Source organism: Flavobacterium sp. GW823-FHT04A11, from assembly GCF_058796535.1.
In genome coordinates this window covers 1283184-1301818 of the sequence record NZ_CM179503.1, presented here as the reverse complement: position 1 = coordinate 1301818, position 18635 = coordinate 1283184, and the positions used below count along the sequence as shown (strand labels likewise).

Annotated in this window: 15 protein-coding genes and 1 tRNA gene; 4 read left to right on the top strand and 12 right to left on the bottom strand. The window is 34.0% G+C overall.

Annotated features, from left to right (window positions below; translation table 11 throughout):
- Window positions 1-2: 2 nt before the first annotated feature.
- Window positions 3-551 carry a hypothetical protein gene (locus AC3QL1_RS05705; RefSeq protein ID WP_492495872.1) on the bottom strand — a complete coding sequence of 183 codons (549 nt, stop codon included), beginning with the start codon at window positions 549-551 and terminating at the stop codon, window positions 3-5.
- Window positions 552-795: 244 nt separating this feature from the next.
- Between AC3QL1_RS05705 and AC3QL1_RS05700 the strand changes: the two genes are divergently transcribed.
- Both AC3QL1_RS05700 and AC3QL1_RS05695 read left to right on the top strand, forming a co-directional pair.
- Complete coding sequence (locus AC3QL1_RS05700; RefSeq protein WP_492495870.1) at window positions 796-1719, top strand: PfkB family carbohydrate kinase; 924 nt, start codon at window positions 796-798, stop codon at window positions 1717-1719.
- Window positions 1720-1799: 80 nt separating this feature from the next.
- A complete protein-coding gene (locus AC3QL1_RS05695) occupies window positions 1800-3698 on the top strand; it encodes an amidophosphoribosyltransferase (RefSeq protein ID WP_492495867.1) in 1899 nt (632 codons plus the stop codon).
- A gap of 666 nt (window positions 3699-4364) precedes the next feature.
- Here AC3QL1_RS05695 and AC3QL1_RS05690 read toward each other — a convergent pair.
- The 4 genes from AC3QL1_RS05690 to AC3QL1_RS05675 all read right to left on the bottom strand — a co-directional run bounded on the left by AC3QL1_RS05690 (window position 4365) and on the right by AC3QL1_RS05675 (window position 7719).
- On the bottom strand, window positions 4365-4976 hold the full coding sequence (locus tag AC3QL1_RS05690; protein WP_115844428.1) for a superoxide dismutase: 612 nt from the start codon (window positions 4974-4976) through the stop codon (window positions 4365-4367).
- 138 nt (window positions 4977-5114) lie between these two features.
- A complete protein-coding gene (gene pth, locus AC3QL1_RS05685; protein WP_492495865.1) occupies window positions 5115-5741 on the bottom strand; it encodes an aminoacyl-tRNA hydrolase in 627 nt (208 codons plus the stop codon).
- 356 nt (window positions 5742-6097) lie between these two features.
- Window positions 6098-6709, bottom strand: coding sequence for a 50S ribosomal protein L25/general stress protein Ctc (locus AC3QL1_RS05680; protein WP_492495863.1), 612 nt, complete (start codon window positions 6707-6709; stop codon window positions 6098-6100).
- 68 nt (window positions 6710-6777) lie between these two features.
- Complete coding sequence (locus tag AC3QL1_RS05675) at window positions 6778-7719, bottom strand: ribose-phosphate pyrophosphokinase (RefSeq protein WP_264535778.1); 942 nt, start codon at window positions 7717-7719, stop codon at window positions 6778-6780.
- A 229-nt stretch (window positions 7720-7948) separates the two neighbouring features.
- Between AC3QL1_RS05675 and AC3QL1_RS05670 the strand changes: the two genes are divergently transcribed.
- Window positions 7949-8028, top strand: a tRNA-Leu gene (locus AC3QL1_RS05670).
- A 177-nt stretch (window positions 8029-8205) separates the two neighbouring features.
- Here AC3QL1_RS05670 and AC3QL1_RS05665 read toward each other — a convergent pair.
- The 6 genes from AC3QL1_RS05665 to AC3QL1_RS05640 form a co-directional block, all read right to left on the bottom strand.
- Window positions 8206-8667 (bottom strand): OsmC family protein, encoded by a 462-nt coding sequence (locus tag AC3QL1_RS05665; RefSeq protein WP_492495861.1) that lies wholly within the window; start codon window positions 8665-8667, stop codon window positions 8206-8208.
- Between the two features lie 256 nt (window positions 8668-8923).
- Window positions 8924-10108, bottom strand: coding sequence for an aldose epimerase family protein (locus AC3QL1_RS05660; RefSeq protein ID WP_492495859.1), 1185 nt, complete (start codon window positions 10106-10108; stop codon window positions 8924-8926).
- 111 nt (window positions 10109-10219) lie between these two features.
- Window positions 10220-11728 carry an L-arabinose isomerase gene (gene araA / locus AC3QL1_RS05655; protein WP_492495857.1) on the bottom strand — a complete coding sequence of 503 codons (1509 nt, stop codon included), beginning with the start codon at window positions 11726-11728 and terminating at the stop codon, window positions 10220-10222.
- 166 nt (window positions 11729-11894) lie between these two features.
- Window positions 11895-12596 (bottom strand): L-ribulose-5-phosphate 4-epimerase, encoded by a 702-nt coding sequence (locus AC3QL1_RS05650; protein WP_492495855.1) that lies wholly within the window; start codon window positions 12594-12596, stop codon window positions 11895-11897.
- Window positions 12580-14271, bottom strand: coding sequence for a ribulokinase (locus AC3QL1_RS05645; RefSeq protein ID WP_492495853.1), 1692 nt, complete (start codon window positions 14269-14271; stop codon window positions 12580-12582). The genes AC3QL1_RS05650 and AC3QL1_RS05645 overlap by 17 nt, the downstream gene beginning before the upstream one ends.
- A gap of 246 nt (window positions 14272-14517) precedes the next feature.
- Window positions 14518-16062, bottom strand: coding sequence for an alpha-N-arabinofuranosidase (locus AC3QL1_RS05640; protein WP_492495851.1), 1545 nt, complete (start codon window positions 16060-16062; stop codon window positions 14518-14520).
- A 462-nt stretch (window positions 16063-16524) separates the two neighbouring features.
- Here AC3QL1_RS05640 and AC3QL1_RS05635 point away from each other — a divergent pair, with 462 nt between their 5' ends.
- Window positions 16525-17214: an NUDIX hydrolase gene (locus AC3QL1_RS05635; RefSeq protein ID WP_492495849.1), complete on the top strand. Its 690-nt coding sequence runs from the start codon at window positions 16525-16527 to the stop codon at window positions 17212-17214.
- 380 nt (window positions 17215-17594) lie between these two features.
- On the opposite strand, the gene AC3QL1_RS05630 is transcribed toward AC3QL1_RS05635, so the two are convergent.
- Window positions 17595-18593 carry a GntR family transcriptional regulator gene (locus AC3QL1_RS05630; protein ID WP_492495847.1) on the bottom strand — a complete coding sequence of 333 codons (999 nt, stop codon included), beginning with the start codon at window positions 18591-18593 and terminating at the stop codon, window positions 17595-17597.
- Between the last annotated feature and the right edge of the window lie 42 nt (window positions 18594-18635).

Genomic DNA, 18635 nt, shown 5'->3' with positions numbered 1-18635 from the left:
TATTATTTGAAAGAATCTTCTCTTTTAATTATACAATATCTTCCACGAAGATCATCTAAACGAAGATCATATCTATTTAAATATAAAATATATGATATTGTAAAAAATTCATCAGGTTTTATAATTATGTTATTAAGTTCATCTTCGTTTTCGTTGAATGAGGGTTTTGAGTATTTTTTCAAAAATTCATCAAATCCTAAGCTATCATATTCTTTTTCTATTTTTGGATTCAATTTAAAATTTTGCAGAAGTATTATTTTTTGATTCGACACATCAAAAACATAATCTTCACTCAAAACTGTTTCTAAAAATTCTTTAAATGTTTTATATTTCTTTTGATAGTACAGTTTGTAGGACTGATATAAAAACTCGCCATTTGTAACAAAAATTTCATTTTCGTTTGTTCGAATGTATAAGTCTATAAATAAATATCTATTCGTAACTTTATTGAAAGCCAACTTCTCAATCATTTCTTCAGAAAAATTCTGCTCCTTTCTTTCACAGGAAATTAAAAAACAAAGTAACAATAATAAGGTTAGAATTTTCTTCATAAACGAAATTTGATATTTAAACAAATCTAGCTAAAATCTTCAATGATTTTTACAAAATAATCCTTGCAATTTAAATCCGAAAAACATATTTTAAGCACTCGAAACAATCGAATTTAATTCCTTCATTTACAATAGTTTTAGCCCCGCAAACGATATTGTTTTTTTATGAAAATTTTGAGAACCTAAACCGTTGCAATATTGTAACTTATGAAGTATCTTTGCACCCTAATTCGAAATTCATAAAATGAATAAATTATTGATTGTTGGAACGGTTGCTTTCGACGCGATTGAAACTCCTTTCGGAAAAACAGATAAAATATTAGGTGGTGCGGCAACGTATATTGGTTTATCAGCATCATTTTTTAACTTACAATCGGCCATTGTTTCTGTAGTTGGCGACGATTTTCCACAAGAACATTTAGATCTTTTAACTTCAAGAAATATTGATATCTCCGGTATCGAAATTGTAAAAGGCGGAAAAACTTTTTTCTGGAGCGGTTTATACCACAACGATTTAAATTCAAGAGACACTCTTGTAACTGAATTAAACGTTTTGGCTGATTTTCAACCAAAAGTTCCTCAAAATTACAAAGATGCTGATGTCGTGATGTTAGGAAACTTGCATCCGTTAGTACAAAGCAGTGTTTTAGATCAAATGGAGAAAAAACCAAAATTAGTTGTTTTAGACACAATGAACTTTTGGATGGACTGCGCTCTTCCGGAATTATTAGACGTTATTAAACGTGTAGACGTTATTACAATTAATGATGAAGAAGCAAGACAACTTTCAGGAGAATATTCATTAGTAAAAGCTGCTGCTAAAATCCAGGAATTGGGACCAAAATATGTGGTGATCAAAAAAGGAGAACACGGCGCACTTTTATTCCACAATAGAGAAGTATTCTTTGCACCGGCATTACCACTCGAAGATGTTTTTGATCCAACAGGAGCAGGAGACACTTTTGCTGGTGGTTTTTCAGGATTTATTGCGCAAAGCGAAAACATCTCATTCGGAAACATGAAAAATGCAATAATTTACGGTTCTAATTTAGCTTCGTTCTGCGTAGAGAAATTTGGAACAGAAAGGATGAAAACATTAAGTAAAGCTGAAGTAGCGATTCGATTACAACAATTTAAATCGTTAACGCAGTTTGACATAGAAATATAATGCCCGAAAGCCTCGATAACACGGGGCTTTTTTATTACGTTAATACACACAACTTACAACAACACAAAATACAAAACACAATGAGCGACGCGTTAAAACACGAATGTGGTATAGCCTTAGTTAGACTTCTGAAACCGCTTGAATATTACAAAGAAAAATACGGAACTGCTTTTTACGGAATACAAAAAATGTATCTGATGATGGAAAAGCAGCACAACCGTGGTCAGGATGGTGCCGGTTTTGCAAGCATCAAACTAGATGTTGATCCCGGACAGCGCTACATAAGCAGAGTTCGTTCGAATCATGCACAGCCAATACAAGATGTTTTTGCCCAAATTAATGATCGCATTAATGAAGAGTTAGGAGCTCATCCGGAATATGCAGATGATGTTGCTGCTCAAAAAGCAAACATACCTTATATAGGAGAATTATTTTTAGGTCACGTTCGTTACGGAACTTTCGGAAAAAACAGCATCGAAAGTGTTCACCCGTTTTTACGTCAAAGTAACTGGATGCACCGTAATTTGATTTTGGCAGGTAATTTTAATATGACGAATGTTAAAGAACTTTTCGAAAACTTAGTGGAGCTTGGACAACATCCAAAAGAAATGGCCGATACTGTTACCGTAATGGAAAAGATTGGACATTTCCTTGACAAGGAAGTAATGCAGCTTTATCAGGATTGCAAACTCGAAGGTTATTCTAAAAGAGAAGCTTCTCCGGTAATCGCAGACCGATTGGATATCGCAAAAATATTAGCCCGTTCTGCAAAAAATTTAGACGGAGGTTACGCAATGGCCGGATTATTAGGTCACGGTGATGCTTTTGTTTTTAGAGATCCAGCCGGAATTCGCCCTGCTTATTTCTATCAGGATGATGAAGTGGTAGTCGTAGCTTCTGAGCGCCCGGTTATTCAAACTGTATTTAATGTTCCTTTTGAAAAAGTACAGGAAATTGAACCTGGAAACGCTTTGATCATCAAAAAAAGCGGAAAAGTTTCTATGGAGCAAATTCTGGAACCTACTGTTAAAAAAGCATGTTCTTTTGAAAGAATTTATTTTTCAAGAGGAAGTGATGCTGAAATTTATCAGGAACGTAAAAATTTAGGAAAATTAATTTTACCAGCGGTTCTTAAGTCAATAGACAGCGATACAGACAATACTGTTTTCTCTTATATCCCGAATACAGCCGAAACTTCATTTTATGGTCTGGTAGAAGCGGCTCAGGATTTCTTAAATCAGAGAAAAAACAATTATATTCTGGAAAACAGAAACACATTAACTGCCGAAACTTTACAGGAATTATTAGCTGTAAAAATCCGTACAGAGAAAGTTGCTATTAAAGACGCTAAACTACGAACTTTTATTACAGAAGACAGCAGTCGTGACGATTTAGTGGCTCACGTTTATGATGTAACTTATGGTGTAATTAAACCAACCGATAATTTGGTTATTATTGACGATAGTATTGTTCGTGGTACAACATTAAAAATGAGTATCATCAAAATGATGGATCGTTTAAAACCAAAACGTATTGTCATTGTTTCTTCTGCACCACAAATTCGTTACCCTGATTGTTACGGAATTGATATGGCAAAACTCGAAGGTCTTGTTGCTTTTAGAGCAGCACTTGCTTTATTGAAAGAGAGAAACCTATATCATATAGTAGATGAAGTTTATGCTAAATGTAAAGCACAGGAAAATTATGTTGATACAGATGTTGTAAATTATGTTACAGCTATTTACGATCAATTTACTCCTGAAGAAATTTCGGATAAAATTGCAGAAATGTTAAGTTCTCCGGAAATTAATGCCGAAGTAAAAATCATTTTCCAAAAAGTAGAAGATTTGCATATTGCATGTCCAAAAAATCTTGGTGACTGGTACTTTACTGGGGATTATCCTACACCGGGAGGAAATCGTGTTGTAAACAGAGCTTTCATGAATTTCTACGAAGGAAAAGATGCAAGAGCATATTAAAAAAATACTAACAAAAGGTTAAATTGTGCAGTTAATCGGTTTTTTTTGCCGTTCGTCCTATATGTTTGGCAAAATCGCACATGTACAATACTTTTGGGAAACCATAACATTAGTAGGTTAAGTTTATGGTAGATTTGGGGCAAAAAGGGTGGAAGCAATTCCACCTTTTTTATTGGAATAAACTCAAATATATCCTTCAAAGTAAGAAATTACGTATTTCATCGAGTTTATTTGCACTTCGTCTAAAATATTTGGGAAAACGATATCACTAATATACATTTACAATACCATAACATTAGTAGGTTAAGTATATGGTAGATTTGGGGCAAAAAGGGTGAAAGAAATTTCACCTTTTTTATTGGAATAAACTCAAGGATAGTTCAAAGTAAGAAATTACGCATTTCATCGATTATTATTGCATTTCATCTAAAATATTTGGAAAAACAGAATTGCTGTCATAAATTTATTACACCATAACATTAGTAGGTTAAGTATATGGTAGATTTGGGGCAAAAAGGGTGAAAGAAATTTCACCTTTTTTATTGGAATAAACTCTGCTACAAAAAATATTAAGAAATTATAAAAGGCTAAAGTATAAAACAAAAAAAATAGACGAATAACCATTTGGCCATCCGTCTATTCATCTATTTTCTTTATTCTATTATCTTATTTGTCTAAAGCATATCTTCTTGCAACTTCTGTCCAGTTAATTACATTGAAAAAAGCTTCGATATAATCTGGTCTTCTGTTTTGATAGTTTAAATAGTAAGCGTGTTCCCAAACGTCCATTCCTAAGATTGGAGTTCCACCGTTACCAGCAACTTCCGGCATTAATGGATTATCCTGATTTGGAGTACCTACAACTTCTAGTTTACCGCCTTTTTGTACTGTTAACCAAGCCCATCCTGAACCAAATTGCGTTGCACCGGCTTTAGCAAATTTTGCTTTAAACTCTTCAAATGTTCCAAAAGAAGATTCAATAGCTGCTAATAAATCACCTGTTGGTAATCCTCCTCCATCTGGGCTCATTACAGTCCAGAATAAATTGTGGTTGTAAAAACCTCCACCATTGTTACGAACTGCAGCGTTTGATTTATCTAAGTTAATTAAGATGTTTTCGATTGTTTTTCCTTCCAAATCTGTACCTGCAATAGCAGCGTTTAAATTTGTAGTGTATGCATTATGATGTTTTGAATGGTGAATTTCCATTGTACGTGCATCAATATGTGGTTCTAATGCATCATATGCATAAGGTAATTGTGGTAATTCAAAAGCCATGATATTATGATTTTATGGTTTATAATAATTTATTCCAAATTTAAACATTTAACTTTGGAATAGAAAATACTATTTCGTTATAATTCAATTTAATTAATTGATGACTTGATTATTTAACACGTAAATAATTGGAAATCTTTATTTTCCATTAAAAGTTGTCATTGTATTTTCTAATCCTGCTGTTCCAAAAGATTTAATAATTTCAGAAGCAACTTCTAATCTTTCCGGTAATTTTGCCTTTTCTTCTTCATCCCAATCCCCTAAAACGTAATCAATTTGCTGTCCTTTTTTAAACTGATCACTTATACCAAATCTAAAACGAGTGTAGTTTTGAGTATTTAATATTAAATTGATATTTTTTAATCCGTTATGACCGCCGTCACTGCCTTTTGGTTTGATTCTGATGGTTCCGAAAGATAGATTTAAATCGTCTGTAATCACCAGAATGTTTTCTAATGGAATGTTTTCTTTGTCCATCCAGTATTTAACGGCTTTACCGCTTAAATTCATATACGTGTTTGGCTTAAGCAGAAAGAAGGTTCTTCCTTTAAATTTATATTCGGCCAAAGCACCCAGTTTTGCAGTTTCAAATGAAAGGCTTTCTTTTTTAGCCAAAAAATCCAGGACTTTAAATCCTATATTATGTCGTGTATTTACGTATTCGGCACCAATATTACCAAGTCCTATAATTAAATATTTTTTCATATTGTCTGTGTTCTCTTCTTTCTGTGTTGATGAAAACAGTTTTGTTATCCATTTTATCATGCTTGCAAAAGTAAGATTAATTAGAGAATGTGGCAATTTGATAATTAGATAATTTGTTTTTAACCGCAAGTGCGAAGGATTTACGTCATTAGAATGGCTCGCGGATGACGCAGGTTTAAACGGATTTATGCCGATTCTTTTTGTCAGACTGAGCGAAGTCGAAGTCCCGCAAAGTATTTCACTTCAGATTGTCGAGTTTCTTGCGAGGACTTCGACTTCGCTCAGTCTGACACCCTTTTGACTTTCTTTGTTCCTTTGAACCTTTGAACCTTTGAACCTTTGTTCCTATGAACCTTTTAAACAAAAAAAGCACCAATCTTTCGATTGATGCTTTTGTATTGAAATTTGAAAAAAAATTATTTTTTCTTTCCTTTTGCAGGAGCTTTTGCAGCTTTTGCAGCTTCTTGAGCAGCTTTCATAGCAGCACGAGAAATTCTTACCTGAGCTACAACTGTATTATCAGGGTGCATTACTTTGTATTCTGGTTTACCAACTTTAGTAACATATAATTTGTTACCCATTTCAAGTGGAGTAATGTCAGCTTCAACAAAATCAGGAAGATCTTTAGGTAAAGCTTTTACTTTTAATTTACGAGTATTCAAACGTAAAACACCACCTGCAAGAACACCTTTTGATGTACCAACAACTTTTACAGGAACCTCCATAGTGATTTCTTTATCATCAAATAATTGAAAGAAGTCAATGTGTAAGATTTTGTCAGATACAGGGTGAACCTGAATATCTTGTAAAATTGCATTGAATGATTTTCCTTTTCCAAGCTCAATCACAACTGTGTGTGCGTTTGGAGTGTAAACCAAGTTTTTGAACGCTGCAGCGTCTGCTGAGAAGTGTACTGCTTGATTTCCTCCGTATAACACGCAAGGAACCGCTCCAGCATTACGTAAGGCTTTAGTTGACACTTTGCCCACGCTTTCTCTTTCTGATCCTTTAATTGTAATCGATTTCATTGTAAAAAAATATAGTTATTAATAAATATTCTAATCCTTATTGTAGTAAGATTGCTTTATTGCAATGACTACATTATAAATTTTCCACTAATGGAATTGTTGTGGTGCACCATGTGCATAACTTCAGCAAAAAGAGGTGCACAACTCACTACTCTGATTTTCTTTGATTCTTTCTTTAATGGGATTGAATCGGTAACTATTAACTCGCTTAATTTCGAATTTTCAATTTTTTCGTAAGCTCCGCCTGATAAAATAGCGTGGGTACAAATTGCTCTAACGCTTAATGCTCCTTTTTCGATCATTAAATCTGCTGCTTTCGCTAATGTACCACCAGTATCGATCATGTCGTCTACTAATATTACGTTACGGCCTTTTACTTCACCAATCAACTCCATAGTGTCGATAACGTTGGCTGCTTTTCTTTGTTTGTAACAGATTACTACATCTGATTCTAAAAACTTAGAGTAAGCATATGCTCTTTTTGAACCTCCCATGTCTGGAGATGCAATAGTCAAATTTTCTAAATTTAAACTCTGCACGTAAGGCAAAAAGATGGTTGATGCAAATAAATGATCTACCGGTTTTTCAAAGAATCCCTGAATTTGATCTGCATGCAAATCCATTGTCATGATTCTTGTTGCTCCTGCAGCAGTTAATAGATTTGCTACTAACTTTGCTCCAATCGGAACTCTTGGTTTGTCTTTTCTATCCTGTCTTGCCCAACCAAAATAAGGCATAACAGCTGTAATATGTCTTGCAGATGCACGTTTTGCTGCATCAATCATTAGTAACAATTCCATCAAATTATCTGCCGATGGGAAAGTTGAACATACGATAAAAACACGTAATCCTCTGATTGACTCTTCGTAAGATGGCTGAAATTCTCCATCGCTATACGTTGACATCGTTACTTTTCCTAACGGAATTCCGTATTGTTCTGCAATTTTTTCTGCAAGATAAACACTTTTTGAACACGCAAAAATTTTAGCTTCTGGTTCTAGGTGCGACATTATAATTTGTTGTTTTGTAGTTAGTTGTGTGTGCGTCGTTTTAACGAGGTGCAAATTTAGAAAATTTATTGGACACTGAAAGGAAATATTTAAGTATTTTTAGTAGAACATTTAATTTTATTTTTTACATTTGCACCGTGTTAAAGGAATAAGCACAGTTATGGCAACATAATTACTTATTCTATTGCGTTAGAATAATTGATTTATTAATTGTTTTTTCGTCTGCTAAGCCCGGATGGCGGAATTGGTAGACGCGCTGGTCTCAAACACCTGTGGGAAACCGTGCCGGTTCGACTCCGGCTCCGGGTACAAAAACCTCTTCATAACTGAAGAGGTTTTTTTGGTTTTATACTATTCCGCTATAGCCTAAGGTTTCAACCTTGGGATTTAGATTGTGCAAATTTGAAATGTTATTCCCGGCATTGCGCTCCAACGATTGAAACCGTTGGCTAAGTTTATAAACCCCGTTTTTTAGCAAAAAATGTTTCAAACCTCACAACTCGCCTCATGCAAAACAGGAAAATTGCACGAATTAGAAATAAAACACAATTGATTTGCTTTTTGATGTAAATCTAAAGCTAACTCGATTTTATCCGAATTTGAAATTTTTACTTTAGGTTTTAATATTACTTCAACAAAACGTCCACTTCCATCGGAAGAAACTTCTAATGTGGCTTCTGCATTATCTGAATATTCCAAAACTTCAATTCCGTTTTGAGAACATACATATAAGTAGGACATCATATGGCACGAAATCAAACTACTTAACAACAAATCTTCGGGATTGTATAATTGTGGATCGCCTTTGAAAGCTTTTGCAGCCGAAATATTTAAATCTGGTTTTCCTTCTATACTAATCTTATGACTTTTATTGTAAAATCGCTTTGTTGAATCTTCTTGATTTTGATCGGAAGTCCATTTTGCTTCAGCTTTGAATAGATGTCTCATTGAATATTTAGTTTTACTATTGCTAAATTAAGATTTTTATAATCTGCAAATGAATTAATCGCGCAAAGTCGCAGAGTCGCAAAGTTTTTCTGCCACGAATTTCACAAATTTTCACTAATTAAATTGAGCAGAGTTTACTAAAACAATTCGCGCTAATTCGTGAAATTCGTGGCGAAAAATTTCCATAAAAAACCTCGTAAGCATACACTCACGAGGTTTCTTAGAGAATTACTAACTAATTAATATAATTCCAAAACTATTTTTTTACAGAAAATTTAAAAGTAGTTTTAGTTTTATAATTTTCTCCCGGGTTTAGAACCGTTGTTGGGAAGTTTTTCTGGTTTGGAGAATCCGGATAATGTTCTGTTTCCAGACATAAACCAGTTCTGTGAGCATATGTTTTTCCGTCGCGTGTTGGTAAAGTTCCGTCAAGGAAATTTCCGGAGTAAAACTGAATTCCAGGTTCATCCGTTGTCATTTCAAGAATTCTTCCGCTTGCAGCGTGGTATACTTTTGCAATAATTGTTTTTCCTTTTTCAGGATTGTTCAAAACCCAGCAATGATCGTAACCTTTTCCTCTTTCTAATTGTTCATTTTTCACTTCGATATCTTTTCCAATTAATTTTGGTTTTCTAAAATCGAAAGGCGTATTCGCAACATCTTCTAGTTTTCCTGTTGGAATAAGAGTCGCATCAACCGGAACAATTTTATCAGCGTTTAAAGTCAATTCGTGATCTAAGATTGTTTTAGAAAAATCTCCTGATAAATTGAAATAAGAATGCTGTGTTAAATTCACAACTGTTTTCTTATCTGTTTTTGCTTCATAAAGCACTTCTAACTGATTATCATTTGTCAAAGTATAAGTCACAAAAACCTGTAAATTTCCCGGATAACCTTCTTCCGTATCTTTACTTAAATAAGATAATTTTAAAGAAGCTGTATCTCCAGATTTTACCTCATCAGCTTTCCAAACAACGTTGAAATATCCTTGCGGACCGCCGTGCAAAGCATTTGGAGCGTTATTTATCGCTAACGTATATTCTTTTTCGTCTAAAGTAAATTTCCCTTTAGCAATTCGGTTTCCGTATCTTCCGATCAAAGCGCCAAAGAATGGATTTTCTTTTTCATATTGTGCCAAAGAATTAAATCCGATCACAACATTTTCAGAAACACCCTCTTTATTTGGTACTTTCAAATCTGTAATTCTGCCGCCAAAAGTGATGATATCAACTTCCATCCCATTTTGGTTTTTCAGTTTATAACTGTCGACTTTTTCTCCTTTTGCAGTTGTTCCGTAAGAAGATTTTTCAATCGTAACAGCCCCCTTTTCATCCGAAGAAACTTTTTCAGTATCTGTCTTTTTATCGCTTTTGCATTGAACTGAAACTGCAGTCAAACTCAAAATACTGATTCCAAAAAGACAACGTTTTAATACATTCATAAATGATATTTTTTAATTATTGTAAAAGTGAAATGTAAGATATGAAAAAATTAAAAGCGACAAAATTTTAAAACCGCTGAACCTTTGCCTCTTTGAACCTTTGTCCTTTAATTACAATCCATGTTGAAACAAATGATAATATGCTTCATTTGCATTGATCTTATCTTTAAAGTCTCTCACAGTCGTTTTTTCATCAATAACCAATAATTCGATTCCGGCAATATCAGCAAAATCTTCCATATATTCTGTTGTGATAGACTGGCTGTAAACCGTGTGATGCGCCCCGCCAGCTAGAATCCATGCTGTTGCAGCGATATCAAGGTTTGGTTTACAATCCCATAAAACTCTGGCAACCGGTAATTTTGGTAATTCTGCCATTGGTTTTATCGCTTCAACTTCGTTTACAATCAAACGGAAACGAGTTCCCATATCAACCAACGAAACATTTATTGCATCTCCCGCAGGTGAATTAAATACTAAACGTGCCGGATCTTCTTTTCCGCCAATTCCTAACGGATGAACCTCGCAAGAAGGTTTTCCATCTGCAATTGAAGGGCAAATTTCTAACATGTGAGATCCTAAAACATATGATTTTTGAGGTGTAAAGTGATACGTATAATCTTCCATGAAAGATGTTCCTCCTTCAAGACCCACATTCATTACTTTTAAGGCACGAACCATTGCAGCGGTTTTCCAGTCACCTTCTCCACCAAAACCATAACCGTCGGCCATTAATCTTTGTGTTGCAATTCCTGGAAGTTGTTTCCAAACTCCAAGATTTTCAAATGTATCTGTAAAAGCGCCAAAACCTCCTTCTTCAAGAAAAGCTCTTAAACCTAATTCAATTTTTGCCGCTTCCGCTAAAGAACTTCTTTGCGCTCCGCCTTCTTTTAAAGAATCAGTTAAAGTGTATGATTGTTCGTAAACGGCTAATAAATCGTTTAATTCTTTATCCGTAACTTTCTCGATATATTTCGTAATATCTGAAGAATCAAAACCATTAACTGACATTCCGAAACGAATTTGAGCCTCTACTTTATCACCTTCCGTAACGGCAACTTCACGCATATTGTCTCCAATACGGGCTACTTTTAAGTTTTGAAGTTCGTCCCAGCCAAGAGCTACTCTTGTCCAAATACCTAATTTTTTCTGAACTCTTTCATCTTCCCAATGTCCTACAACCACTTTACGTTTTTTACGCATTCTGGACATAATAAAACCAAACTCACGATCTCCGTGTGCGGATTGGTTTAAGTTCATGAAATCCATATCGATAGTTCCCCACGGAATTTCAGCATTATATTGTGTATGTAAATGGCACAAAGGTTTTTTCAAAATACTCAAACCGCCAATCCACATTTTTGCTGGTGAAAATGTATGCATCCACGCAATAATTCCGATACAGTTTTTTTCTGAATTCGCAGCCAAACAAACATCTAAAATTTGTGCAGGAGATTTTACCACATCTTTATAAACCACTTTTACAGGAATTTGAGACGAAGCCCCTAATCCTTTTGCAATAATCTGCGAATGCTCTGCTACTTTTCTTAATGTTTCTTCACCGTATAATTCCTGGCTTCCTACTACAAACCATACTTCTTTTTGAGAAATGTCAATCATGTCTTTATTTTTGTTTCAAGTTTTCTTTGTTTCAAGTTTCAAGTTCTTAAAATGCCGAAAATCTTATTGTTATTTTATTATTTTGTTTTGTTCGTTCATGTTTCACGTTCTAAGTTTCACGTTCCAAAAACCTGAAACAAAAAACCTGAAACCTGAAACAAAATTTTTACTGTCCGTAATACGAATCTTTTCCGTGTTTGCGGTTGTAATGTTTTTTTATTAATGAATCTTTTAATCTTGGCGCATTTGGGTTTATTTGTAAAGTCAGATATGCCATTTCGGCTACAACTTCAAGAACTTTACTGTTGTAAACCGCTTTTGCAGCATTTTTTCCCCAGGCAAACGGACCGTGATTTCCAATCAAAACCATTTCTACTTCTTCGTAGGAAAGATTTTTTTCTTTGAAACAATCCAAAATCTGAATTCCGGTATTGTGTTCGTAATTTCCTTCGATAAGCGAATCTGCCATTGGCGGAGCACACGGAATATCGGCCGTTAAATGGTCGGCATGCGTAGTTCCAAAAATTGGAATATCTTGCTGCGATTGCGCCCATGCAACCGAATAAGTTGCGTGTGTATGTGCAACGCCGCCAATATTTGGCCAGTTTTTATATAAGTAAGCATGCGTTTTTGTGTCTGATGACGGACGCATAGAACCTTCAATTATGTTGTTGTCAAAATCTACAATTACAATATCTTCCGGTTTTAAATCTTCGTAAGGAACGCCGCTTGGTTTTATGGCAAAAACACCATTTTTTCTGTCAACTGCGCTTACATTCCCAAAAGTATATACGACCAAATTCAATGCATTTAACTGCATATTGGCTTCGTAACATTCCTGTTTTAAATCTTTATAAAGAGAATTCATGCTGAGAAATTTTAATAGTTGGATCTTCGTAAGCACTTAATTGATCATAAGCAATCAGCAATTTATTGTATGCTGCTACTTTATCTAATTGAGGGAAATATTCACCGTCAAAATCGCTTCCTATTTTTTGACTTGCTTCAATTACATTTGGATAAATTCCGGCTGCAACGGCTGCATAAATAGCTGCTCCCAAAGCTGGAGTTTGGTCTGAAGCTGCAATTTTAATTGGCTTGTTTAAAACATTTGCCAAAGTCTGCATGATAAAAGGAGATTTACGGGCAACGCCGCCAATTCCGATTACGCTGTCAATTTTTACACCTTCTTCTTCAAAACGATCGACGATTTTTTTCGCTCCAAAACAGATTGCGTTTACTAAAGCTTTAAAAATATGTGGTGCTTTTGTTCCTAATGATAAATTAGAAATAGCGCTTTTTAATTCCTGATTGGCATCTGGAGTTCTTCTTCCGTTAATCCAGTCTAAAGCGATTGGAAGAGTTTCTGAAACCGGAATTTTCTCTGCTTCTTTTGTTAATTCTACAATTAATTTATCGCTGAATTCTTCTCTTAATTGTTCTTTTTGAGCCTCTGTTAAAACAGAAGATGAAGTCAATAAATGATGTGTTGGCCAAAGCAATAATTCTTTGTACCAAGCCAATAAATCGCCAAAAGCAGATTGTCCGGCTTCTAAGCCAATAAATCCAGGAATTACAGATCCGTCAACTTGTCCACAGATTCCGCGAACAGTTTTTGTTCCCACTTCATCATAAGAACCAACCAAAATATCGCAGGTTGAAGTTCCCATAACGCGAACTAAAGTGTTTTCTCCAATTTTAGCTCCAACGGCTCCGGAGTGTGCGTCGAAAGTTCCAACAGCCACAATTGTTTCTGTAGAAAGTCCCAAACGATCTGCCCATTCTTTGCTTAATTTTCCCGCAACTAAATCAGATGTATAGGTCTCATCATATAAATTACCGCGAAGTTGTGCTAAATAAGGATGTAGTTTTTCTAAAAATTCAACCGGGGGAAGTCCATTCCAGTCTTCGTGCCACATCGCTTTGTGACCGGCGGCGCAACGGCTTCTTTTGAAAGTTTTTAAATCTTTATCTTCAATTAGTAGATACGTCATTAAATCGCAATGTTCCATCCAGGTGTGCGCTGCATTTCGAACGGCTTCATCTTCTCTGGCAATGTGCAGGATTTTTGCCCAAAACCATTCTGATGAATAAATTCCGCCCACATATTTGGTTACATTTTCTCCGCCCCAGCTTACCGCGAGTTCGTTGATTTCGTTAGCTTCATTTATCGCTGTATGATCTTTCCACAAAACCATCATCGCATTTGGATTTTCCTCAAAACCTTTGGTTAAGGCTAACGGAATTCCGTCTTTCGTAACCGGAACAGGAGAAGATCCCGTCGTATCAATACAAATTCCGCGTACTTGCGAAGGATCAACTTTACTTTCTTTTATAACCGTTTGAATGGTAATTTCTAAACCTTCAATATGATCTAATGGATGCTGGCGAAACTGATTGATGGAGGCGTCACAATATTGCTTGTTTTTCCATCTTTTATAATTAGAAACATTTGATGCCAACTCCTGTCCATTTTCAGTATCTATTAGCATCGCCCGAACAGAATCTGTTCCGTAGTCTAATCCTATAACGTAATTTTTCATTCGAAATTTATTTTTAATGGTGACAAATATACTTATAAATATTTATAAGTGTACAAAAAACACTTAATAAAAAAGCTATGATAATTTTTTGCAGATATTGCACTAAAACAGCATTTTAAGGTTAAAAGAAAAAATAAACGTAACAATAACATTTATTCTGTTGCGATTATTTCATATTACCATTAAAAACTGTAGAACACAAACTGCTTTTTTACCTTTATTTTATCTGAATTTTTCTTCTTTAAACTACTTTCCTTCCAAAACCAAAACTGAAAAAGGAGGCATATTTATTTCTAATTTCCCTTTTTTATTTTCAAAATCTTTAAAAATTACAGGACTAATTTTATTTGGATTTTCAAAAGAATTATAGTCTTGTAATTTTGATGAAGTGATGATATTTGCAGTAAAATTTTTAACGCCTAAATCTTTTGTATCAATCTCTATTTTATGTTTGCTTTTTGCGTCGATATTTACAAGCGAAATATGAATCGCTCCGTTTTGATCTTTTGATGCCGAAGCAGAAACTGCCGGAATCGTTTGATCTTTAAATGTATATAATGGTGAAGTAAAACTCACAGGTAATAATTTTGCATCCTGATGCACATTGTACATTTGCATGACATAATACGTAGGCGTTAAAATCATTTTTGTTTTATCTGTAAGAATCACAGCCTGAAGTACATTTACACATTGTGCTAAATTGGCCATTCGAACACGATCTGCGTGGTTATTGAAAATGTTAAGCGTTGCTCCGGCTAAAACCGCATCTCGTATGGTATTTTGCTGATATAAAAATCCCGGATTTGTTCCTTTTTCTACATCATACCAGCCGCCCCATTCGTCTACAACCATCGCCACTTTTTTTTCAGGATCATATTTATCCATTACAGCAGCGTGTTTTGTGACCAATTCTTCCATTTTTAAAGCCTGATTCATCGTCAGAAAATATTCTTCTTCAGAAAAATTCACTGCATCGCCTTTTTTATTCCAGTTGATAACAGAATAATGGTGTACTCCAACGCCGCCAAGCATATTTAACGGAATATTTTTCATTAAAACTTCGGTCCAGTTATAATTGCTGCTATTCGCTCCTGATGCAATTCGATTTATGCCTCCCGTATTATTCCAGTCTGCCATAAATGTGGCAAACTTGCGATATTCATTGGCATAATATTCCGGTGTCATATTTCCTCCGCAACCCCAGGCTTCATTTCCAATTCCCCAATATTTAACTTTCCATGGTTCTGTCCTTCCGTTCTTTTTACGCAAATCGCTCATCGGACTTTTACCTGCAAAATTTGCATACTGAATCCAATCAGCAAATTCCTGAACGGTTCCGCTTCCCACATTTCCCGATAAATAAGGTTCTGCACCAAGAACTTCGCAAAGATTTAAAAAGTCGTGCGTACCAAAACTGTTATCTTCTGTAACGCCTCCCCACCATTGGTTTACAATTGTTGGTCGTTGTTCCTTTGGTCCAATGCCGTCTTTCCAATGATACGTATCGGCAAAACAACCGCCCGGCCATCTTAAATTTGGAATTTTCAAATCTTTTAAAGCCTTTATAACATCGTTCCTGACTCCGTTTGTGTTTGGAATTTTGGATGTATCGCCAACAAAAAATCCACCATAAATACATCGTCCTAAATGTTCTGCAAAATGTCCGTAAATATTCTTATTGATAATAGGTGACGAAGCTTCATTTTTTATTGTTATAACTGTGGGATCTTTTTGTGCAATAATTGTTTGAATACAAAGTATAGCAAACAAAATAAAAAGTAGTTTTTTCATTTGGTTTGTGGTTTTTAGAAAGTAATGTTGGTTAGACGGCTTCTTAGTTAGTATTTGCTTCTGAAACACAATAAGTGTTTCTTTGACATTTGTAAAATAATTAAAAAAAAGTCTTAAAAACAAATTAATTTCTTAAAAACAACTGGTTGCAAAAAACATATTCCTAAAGGTTATTTTAAAATAGACTAGTAATTCACATCTTTTGGGATTTATCCATTTTTTTTAATAAAGGTATTTCTTTGTATAATTCTTAAATAAAAAATAATAATCTTCTTACGAATTTTCTTTTGAAAATGTTTTTACCTTTGACCCTAATTTAAATAATAAACAGAATAAATCATTTTAGTTCGTGGTTTTATTCAATTGTTAAGATTTTGATTTATCATTATAAGTGTAAATACTACATTAATAAATTATGAAACAACTTAATAAGTTTATATATTTACCAATAAATTATTAAATATGCTAAACAGTTATAGCTCTGCCGATAAAGTTTTATTAGCAGTAGATTGTATCATTTTTGGATTCGACCACGAGGGGTTGAAGATTCTTCTCATTCAAAGGGACTTTGAACCTGAAAAGGGAAAATGGTCTTTAATTGGTGGGTTTTTAAAACGCGATGAAGTATTGGATGATGCTGCCATCAGAATTTTGAATACTTACACCGGTTTGAATGATATATATATGGAGCAGCTCTATGCTTATAGCGAAATTGATCGTGACCCGGTCGAAAGAACAATTTCTGTTTCCTATTTTGCCTTGATTAATATTGAAAATCACAATGCTGAATTGATCAAAAATTATCACGCAGAATGGTTCCCAATTAATGATTCTCCAAACTTAATTTTTGACCACAACGAAATGGTTCAAAATGCCATTAAGAGACTTCGATACAAAACGTCAGTAAAACCAATTGGTTTTGAATTGTTGCCGGAAAAATTCACAATGCGCCAGCTTTTAGAATTATATGAAGCTATTTTGAGCAAAGAATTAGATAAAAGAAATTTTATCAGCAAGATTAATTCTCTCGAAATTCTGAATAAACTGGACGAAAAAGACATGCAGTCTTCCCGAAAAGGATCTTATTTATATACTTTCAACAAAGAAAAATACGAAGAAAAATTATTGAACGATTTTGTTCTGAACCTGTAAAATAAGTTGCCACAGATTAAAAAGATTTACACAGATTTTAAATCATTTTAATCTTTTAATCTGTGGCTTTTTCTAAAAAAACAAACCCCAAAAGCTACAATCTTTCGGGGTTTTTTTTCTTCAATAAAACTACTAATTAAAAAACTAAACAAATTATTTTCTTTTTAATCCACATTAACAAAAAATAAGTGTAGAATTTACATTTACAAATGTATGTAAAATAATTCTATTAAAACAAAAAATAAAAAGCTTAAAAAAATTATTAAACAAAACTTATTTGTACTGTGATAAAACACTGATTTCATGAATTGTCACGAATCAATTCATGGCGCAAAAATTATTTCACTTTTTAAATTTGTGCAAATTCGTGAAATTCGTGTTTATAAAGAGTTACGAATTATCAAGGAAGATTTATTTTCGATTTGCTCTTTCATTCCTTTTAAAACCATTTCTGCCAAAATTTTTCCCATCGCTTCAAAATGAGTGGAGATTGTAGTAATTCCATTTGCAACAATTTTCTTCAATGGAGTTTCATTATACGAAATAATTCCAAAATCAATTCCCAGTTTTAAGTTTTGCTTTCTGGCATTTTCGATTACGCGAACTAAATCACGATCATTCGGAATGATAAAAAGATCTCCAACCGTAATTTCTCTGTTGGTAAATTCGGTTATAATTTCAGATTCAAAATGATATTCGGTACAAAAATTTTCAAAACCAATTTTCATTCCAAGCGGTTCCCGGAATCCAGGAAAAATCAAAATTATCTTTTTGTATTTATTCAGTTTTGACTTTCCTTTCTGCAATCCTTCAAAAATATCTTTCTGGTGATTTTGATAAATAGCGGGATATATTTTTAAATCAGGATTGGTCTGATCGAGTATAATTACGTCACCTACTGGTAGGGTTTTTACAGAATGAACTATATCGTTTAAGTTCGTGGGCATAATAATGTATTTGGTATAATTTCCGTTGCTGTCGTTGATCAGCTTTTGAAAAACGGGAACATTAAAATGATGGAAGAAAATATCAACCTGAACATTTTTTCCAATGTTTTTTAAAAACGAATTATAAATATCTTCCTTGAAAATATTCAATTCATCAAAAAGCAAAAAAATCTTTTGTTTTATAGTGGTTTCAACGCTTTTAACGTAATATCCTTTTCCCGGAATGGCATAAATAATACCTCTTTTTTTGAGTTCATCATAACCCTGCAAAACCGTATCGCGCGACAAATTAAACGCCAGACAAACTTTATTGACAGACGGAAGCCGATCTCCTTTTAGCAATTGTTCGTCTTCAATCGCTTTTTCAATTGAAAGAATAATCTGCTTATATTTTGGCAGTCCAAGATTGTTTTGAATGGAAATGATATTCATAAAAACAGCTTTTTTTGGCAATATACAAAAAACTGGTAGGTA

Coding starts and splice junctions, on each gene's coding strand:
- AC3QL1_RS05695 (WP_492495867.1), top strand. CDS start 1,800: ATGAGCGACGCGTTAAAACACGAATGTGGTATAGCCTTAGTTAGACTT.
- AC3QL1_RS05690 (WP_115844428.1), bottom strand. CDS start 4,976: ATGGCTTTTGAATTACCACAATTACCTTATGCATATGATGCATTAGAA.
- AC3QL1_RS05680 (WP_492495863.1), bottom strand. CDS start 6,709: ATGAAATCGATTACAATTAAAGGATCAGAAAGAGAAAGCGTGGGCAAA.
- AC3QL1_RS05635 (WP_492495849.1), top strand. CDS start 16,525: ATGCTAAACAGTTATAGCTCTGCCGATAAAGTTTTATTAGCAGTAGAT.
- AC3QL1_RS05640 (WP_492495851.1), bottom strand. CDS start 16,062: ATGAAAAAACTACTTTTTATTTTGTTTGCTATACTTTGTATTCAAACA.
- AC3QL1_RS05705 (WP_492495872.1), bottom strand. CDS start 551: ATGAAGAAAATTCTAACCTTATTATTGTTACTTTGTTTTTTAATTTCC.
- araA (WP_492495857.1), bottom strand. CDS start 11,728: ATGATTGACATTTCTCAAAAAGAAGTATGGTTTGTAGTAGGAAGCCAG.
- pth (WP_492495865.1), bottom strand. CDS start 5,741: ATGATAAAATGGATAACAAAACTGTTTTCATCAACACAGAAAGAAGAG.
- AC3QL1_RS05650 (WP_492495855.1), bottom strand. CDS start 12,596: ATGAATTCTCTTTATAAAGATTTAAAACAGGAATGTTACGAAGCCAAT.
- AC3QL1_RS05700 (WP_492495870.1), top strand. CDS start 796: ATGAATAAATTATTGATTGTTGGAACGGTTGCTTTCGACGCGATTGAA.
- AC3QL1_RS05630 (WP_492495847.1), bottom strand. CDS start 18,593: ATGAATATCATTTCCATTCAAAACAATCTTGGACTGCCAAAATATAAG.
- AC3QL1_RS05645 (WP_492495853.1), bottom strand. CDS start 14,271: ATGAAAAATTACGTTATAGGATTAGACTACGGAACAGATTCTGTTCGG.
- AC3QL1_RS05660 (WP_492495859.1), bottom strand. CDS start 10,108: ATGAATGTATTAAAACGTTGTCTTTTTGGAATCAGTATTTTGAGTTTG.
- AC3QL1_RS05675 (WP_264535778.1), bottom strand. CDS start 7,719: ATGTCGCACCTAGAACCAGAAGCTAAAATTTTTGCGTGTTCAAAAAGT.
- AC3QL1_RS05665 (WP_492495861.1), bottom strand. CDS start 8,667: ATGAGACATCTATTCAAAGCTGAAGCAAAATGGACTTCCGATCAAAAT.